Below are 5,519 nucleotides of genomic sequence, written 5' to 3' on the forward strand. Positions count from 1 at the left end.
ACGAGGACCCGACGACGCCCCCCCGGACGGGGCTCTACCGCGCCGACGGCGAGCGCGTGCGCTGGATCGAGGAGAACCCGCTGGACGCCAGCCATCCCCTCGCGGCCTACCGGGAGCGGCTGCGCACCCCGACCTACGGGACGATCAAGGCGGTGGACGGGTCCGACCTCTGGTGGTCCCTGCGCACGCCGCCCGGGTTTGATCCGTCCCGGAAGTATCCGGTCATTGTCCGGGTCTATGGCGGGCCTGGCGGCGCCCAGGTGCGCAAGGTCTGGTACGACCCGGCCGATCAGCTCTACCTGCAGTCGGGCTTCATTCTCTTCTCCCTGGACAACCGGGGTACGCCCAACCGATCGACCGCCTTCAAGACGGCCATCGACCGCCGGCTGGGCCAGCTGGAGGTGGACGACCAGATCGCCGGCGCCCGCTGGCTGGCCGCCCAGCTCTTCGTCGATCCTGCCCGGATCGGCGTCACCGGCTGGTCCTACGGGGGCTACATGGCCCTCATGCTCCTGACGGCGCCCGATACGCCCTTTGCCGCCGGGATGTCCGGCGCGCCGCCCACCGACTGGACCCTCTACGACACCCACTATACCGAGCGGTACATGGGCAAGCCGTCCGAGAACCCGACAGGCTACGCGGCGTCCGAGGTCACCGCGCGGCTGGGCCGGCTGAAGCCGGGAAGCCTGCTTCTGATCCACGGCATGGCGGACGACAACGTGACCTTCGACAACGCCACCCGGGTCATGGCCGACCTGCAGGGCAGGGGCGTCGCCTTCGAGACCATGGTCTATCCGGGCCTCCGCCACCGCGCCGGCTGGACCCAGGCGCACCTCGCCCACCGCACGGCGGCGACCCTGGATTTCTTCCGGCGAAAGCTCGGGGCCGGGCGGTAGAGGGTCTTTCGAGCCGCCGTCGGATCCTGACGGAGCTTCGCCCGGAGCGCCCCCTCAGGGGCGCCATTGGCTCAGCAATTCCTCCCCCTTCCTTGAGGGAGAGGTGGACCGCGCAGCGGGTCGGAGGGGGTCTGCGGAAGCGCCGTTGCACCCCCTCACCGACCTTCGGTCGGAGCTCCCGCTGGGAGGGGGAGCAATGGCGCCCCAATTCCTCCCCCTCCTGAGGGGGAGGTGGCCCGCGCAGCGGGTCGGAGGGGGAAGCTGCGCCGCCCTTGCACCCCCTTAGCCGGCTTTGCCGGCAGCTCCCCCTGATGGTGAGCAATTAGGTTACTGTCATTCCTCCACCTCCTGAGGGGGAGGTGGACCGCGCAGCGGGACGGAGGGGGCGGAGGGGGTGATGGGCTCAGCCCGCTGCGAGGGCCTTGTCGAGGTTGGCCGCGACCTTGTCGATGAAGCCCTCGGTGGTCAGCCAGCCCTGGGCGTCGCCGACCAGCAGGGCCAGGTCCTTGGTCATGGATCCGGCCTCGACCGTCTCGACGCAGACGCGCTCAAGAGTGTGGGCGAAGTTGGCCAGGGCCTCGTTGCCGTCCAGCTTGGCGCGGTGCTCCAGGCCCCGGGTCCAGGCGAAGATCGAGGCGATGGAGTTGGTCGAGGTCGACTCGCCCTTCTGGTGCTGGCGGTAGTGACGGGTGACCGTGCCGTGGGCGGCCTCGGCCTCCATGGTCTTGCCATCCGGGGTCAGGAGGACCGAGGTCATCAGGCCCAGCGAACCGAAGCCCTGGGCGACCTGGTCGGACTGGACATCGCCGTCGTAGTTCTTGCAGGCCCAGATGAAGGCGCCGTTCCACTTCAGGGCCGAGGCGACCATGTCATCGATCAGGCGGTGCTCGTAGGAGAGGCCCGCCTCCTTGTACTGGGCGGCGAATTCGGTCTCGAAGACCTCGGAGAAAATGTCCTTGAAGCGCCCATCATAGGCCTTGAGGATAGTGTTCTTGGTCGAGAGATAGACCGGGTAGTTGCGCTGCAGGCCATAGGCGAGGGAGGCGCGGGCGAACTCGCGGATCGACTCGTCGACATTGTACATGGCCATGGCGACGCCCGAGCCGGGGAAGTCGAAGACCTCGTGCTCGATCTCCTGGCCGTCCTCGCCGGTCCACTTGACGGTCAGCTTGCCCTTGCCGGGCACCCGGAAGTCTGTGGCGCGGTACTGGTCGCCAAAGGCGTGACGGCCGATGATGATGGGCTGGGTCCAGCCGGGGATGAGCCGGGGGACGTTCCGGCAGATGATCGGCTCGCGGAAGACCACGCCGCCCAGGATGTTTCGGATGGTGCCGTTCGGCGACTTCCACATCTTCTTGAGGTTGAACTCCTTCACCCGGGCCTCGTCCGGGGTGATGGTGGCGCACTTCACGCCGACGCCGTGCCGCTTGATGGCCTCGGCGGACTCGATGGTCACCCTGTCGTCCGTGGCGTCCCGGTGCTCCATCCCCAGGTCGTAATAGTCCAGGGAGATGTCGAGGTAGGGGAAGATCAGCTTGTCCTTGATCCACTGCCAGATGATGCGGGTCATCTCGTCCCCGTCGAGGTCCACGACAGGGTTGGCGACTTTGATCTTGGCCATGACGGGCGCGCACTCCTCGGGCAAACGATGCGGTTCAGTGGGTGCTATACCCGCCCCCGCGCCCGGCGCAAAGGCTGCGGGGCCGGCTTCGGCTTGCACCGGCGGTCGCATGGCCTGAAAAGGGCGCCCATGGACATCATCGCCCCCGCCATCATCCTGGACCGGCCCCAGCTGGCCCAGAACATCGGCGCCGTGGCCAGGGCCATGGCCAACTTCGGCCTCACCGACCTCAGGCTCGTGGCGCCGCGCGACGGCTGGCCGCAGGAGCGGGCCTGGGCGGCGGCGTCCGGCGCGGACTGGTCCCTGAACGCCGCCCGGGTCTTCGAGACCGTCGCCGACGCCATCGCCGACCTGGCCTTCGTCCAGGCGACCACGGCGCGGCCGCGGGAACTCCAGCTGCCCGTCCTGACCCCCCGTGAGGCCCTCGAGCGGGCCCATGGAGAGGCCCTTCAGGGGCTGCGGACGGGTATTCTGTTCGGCGGCGAGCGCGCGGGCCTCGAGACCGCCGATATCGCCCTCTGCCAGACCGTGGTGACCCTTCCGGTAGATTCGCGCTTCCGGTCCCTGAACCTGGCGCAGGCGGTGATCATCCTGGCCTACGAGTGGCGGATGCGCGTCGAGGCGGGCGTCCCCGCCAGTTTCCGCCCAGGCCCGGAGCCTGCGGACGCCGCCAGCTTGATGGGACTGTACGGCCACCTCGAGGCTGAGCTGGAGACCGCAGGCTTCTTCCATCCGCCCGAGAAGAAGCCGTCCATGGTCCAGAACCTGCGCGCCGCCCTCGGGCGCGCCCGGTTCAGCGAGCAGGAGGTCCGGACCTTTCGGGGCGTCATCACCGCCCTGTCCCGCGGCCGGGGCCGGGTGCTGGAAAAGATCGCGCGCCAGAAGGCTGAAGCCGGGCGCAAGTCCAACTGACGGGAGCCACCCATGACCGACCTCGACGCCCTCCGCGAGGCCGCCCGCACGGCCTATGTCTTCACCCTGCCGCTGATCGAGATCGCCACGACCCGGAGCCGGGGCCTGGCCGTCGGCTCGCCGACGAACACCTTCGGGCACATGCGCAACCTGGCCGACCACACGGCCCGCAAGGTGACGACGCCCAACAACGACACCTTCTACTCCACCGCCCAGGTGGACCTGTCCGCCGGGCCGGTGACCCTGACCCTGCCGCCTTCGGGCGAGCGGTACCTCTCGGTCCAGTTCATGGACGCTTACAGCAACACCTTCGCCCTCCTGGGCACGCGGACCACGGGCGGGGAGGGGGGAACCTATACCCTCGTCGGCCCGGGCGAGGCCGCCGAGCCGGGCCCGAGGGTGCTCCGCTCGCCCACCCGGCACGTCTGGGTCCTGGCGCGGATCCTGGTGACAGGCCCCGAAGACGCCCTGGCGGCCAAGGCGGTGCAGACCGGCCTGTCCATGCAGGGCCCTTCCGTCCCGGACCCCGGGGCCTTTGCATCCCGCGGGGCGGACTGGAAGGCCTATCTGGCCTCCGCCGCGGAGCTCATGCGGCTGAACCCGCCGCTTGCGACGGACGGGCAGGTGCTGCGCCGGATGGCCCCGCTGGGGCTCGAGGCCTTTGATCCCGACCGGTTCACGCCGGCCGAAGCCGAAGCCATCGCCGAGGGGCTGGAGGCGGGCCGCCGGTTCGGACGCGCCTCGGCGGGCCTGACGGGACCGAACTTCATCGACGGCTGGTCCTATCCCGACGCCCGCCTGGGGAATTTCGGCCAGAACTACGCCCTGCGCGCTGCCGTCGCCGTAGGCGGGCTCGCCGCCTTGCCGCCCGAGGAGGCCATGTACATGCGGGCCGAGGGCGACCTGCCGCGCGCCCTGTTCAACGGCGGTCGGGCCTGGAGGCTCCACTTTCCTGCGGATCGTCGCATTCCCGTGGACAGCTTCTGGTCCCTCAGCCTCTACGAGGCGACGGAAGACGGGCAGTTCTTCTTCACCCGCAACGACCTGAACCGGTTCGCCATCGGCGACCGGACCCCGGGCCTGGCCTACAACCCGGACGGCTCCCTGGACCTCTGGATCGGGGCCGTCTCGCCGGGGGCGGAGCGGGAGTCCAACTGGCTGCCCGCGCCGGAGGGGCCCTTCGCCCTCTTCATGCGCGCCTACCTGCCCCGGCCGGAGCTGCTGGACGGGCGTTGGCGCCTGCCCCCGGTGGAGCCCGCCTGACCTCGCCGGCGTTGCAATTCGCCCCCTGCTGGGGTATGGACCGCGCCTTCCGCGCGCGGGACCTTCGTGTCCGGCGCCGGCATGACGGGCAGATGCAGAGCCGCCGTTGCAATCGCGGTCCCCATGGGGTGCCGCCGGCCTGCGTCACTTGAAGAGAGACGACACATGTCGAAGCGCCACTCGGCGAAGTACAAGATCGACCGGCGGATGGGCGAGAACATCTGGGGTCGCCCGAAGTCCCCCATCAACCAGCGGGCCTATGGCCCCGGCCAGCACGGCCAGCGTCGCAAGCAGAAGACCTCCGACTTCGGCCTGCAGCTGCGGGCCAAACAGAAGCTGAAGGGCTATTACGGCAACCTGACCGAGAAGCAGTTCTCGCGCACCTACGCCGAGGCCGCCCGCCGGAAGGGCAACACCGCCGAGACCCTGATCGGCCTTCTGGAAGCCCGGCTGGACGCGGTGGTCTACCGCGCCAAGTTCGTGCCCACCGTCTTCGCCGCCCGACAGTTCGTGAACCACGGACACGTGACGGTGAACGGCAAGCGCGTGAACATCGCCTCCTACCGCGTGAAGGTCGGCGACGTGGTCCAGGTTCGTGAGCGCTCGCGCAACATGGCCCTGGTGCTCGAGGCCCTGCAGTCGGCCGAGCGCGACACGCCGGACTATATCGAGGTCGACGCCAAGGGCATGTCGGCCCGTTTCATCCGGACCCCGGAGCTTTCCGAGGTGCCCTATCCGGTGAAGATGGAGCCCAACCTCGTGGTCGAATTCTACGCGTCCTGATCCGGACACCGACCTGAGTCGAACAGGGGCCCCGGAGCGATCCG

At 69.4% G+C, this 5,519-nt stretch carries 5 protein-coding genes; 4 read left to right on the forward strand and 1 reads right to left on the reverse strand.

Features of this window, described 5'->3' with window-relative positions:
• Positions 1–896, forward strand: an 896-nt coding sequence (locus IM632_RS13550) for a prolyl oligopeptidase family serine peptidase (protein ID WP_296552475.1), incomplete at its 5' end; no start/stop codon positions are given.
• Positions 897–1,299: 403 nt separating this feature from the next.
• On the opposite strand, the gene IM632_RS13555 is transcribed toward IM632_RS13550, so the two are convergent.
• Positions 1,300–2,517 (reverse strand): NADP-dependent isocitrate dehydrogenase, encoded by a 1,218-nt coding sequence (locus IM632_RS13555; protein ID WP_296498342.1) that lies wholly within the window; start codon positions 2,515–2,517, stop codon positions 1,300–1,302.
• A 129-nt stretch (positions 2,518–2,646) separates the two neighbouring features.
• On the opposite strand from IM632_RS13555, the gene IM632_RS13560 reads away from it, so the two are divergent.
• From IM632_RS13560 to rpsD, 3 genes are all read left to right on the forward strand, one after another.
• Positions 2,647–3,429 carry an RNA methyltransferase gene (locus tag IM632_RS13560; protein ID WP_296479842.1) on the forward strand — a complete coding sequence of 261 codons (783 nt, stop codon included), beginning with the start codon at positions 2,647–2,649 and terminating at the stop codon, positions 3,427–3,429.
• Positions 3,430–3,441: 12 nt separating this feature from the next.
• Positions 3,442–4,692, forward strand: a complete 1,251-nt coding sequence (locus IM632_RS13565) for a DUF1254 domain-containing protein (protein WP_296552478.1) — start codon at positions 3,442–3,444, stop codon at positions 4,690–4,692.
• Between the two features lie 165 nt (positions 4,693–4,857).
• Positions 4,858–5,475: a 30S ribosomal protein S4 gene (gene rpsD, locus IM632_RS13570; RefSeq protein WP_296552479.1), complete on the forward strand. Its 618-nt coding sequence runs from the start codon at positions 4,858–4,860 to the stop codon at positions 5,473–5,475.
• Positions 5,476–5,519: the final 44 nt, after the last annotated feature.

This window comes from Phenylobacterium sp., assembly GCF_020402505.1.
Classification (GTDB): Bacteria; Pseudomonadota; Alphaproteobacteria; order Caulobacterales; family Caulobacteraceae; genus Phenylobacterium.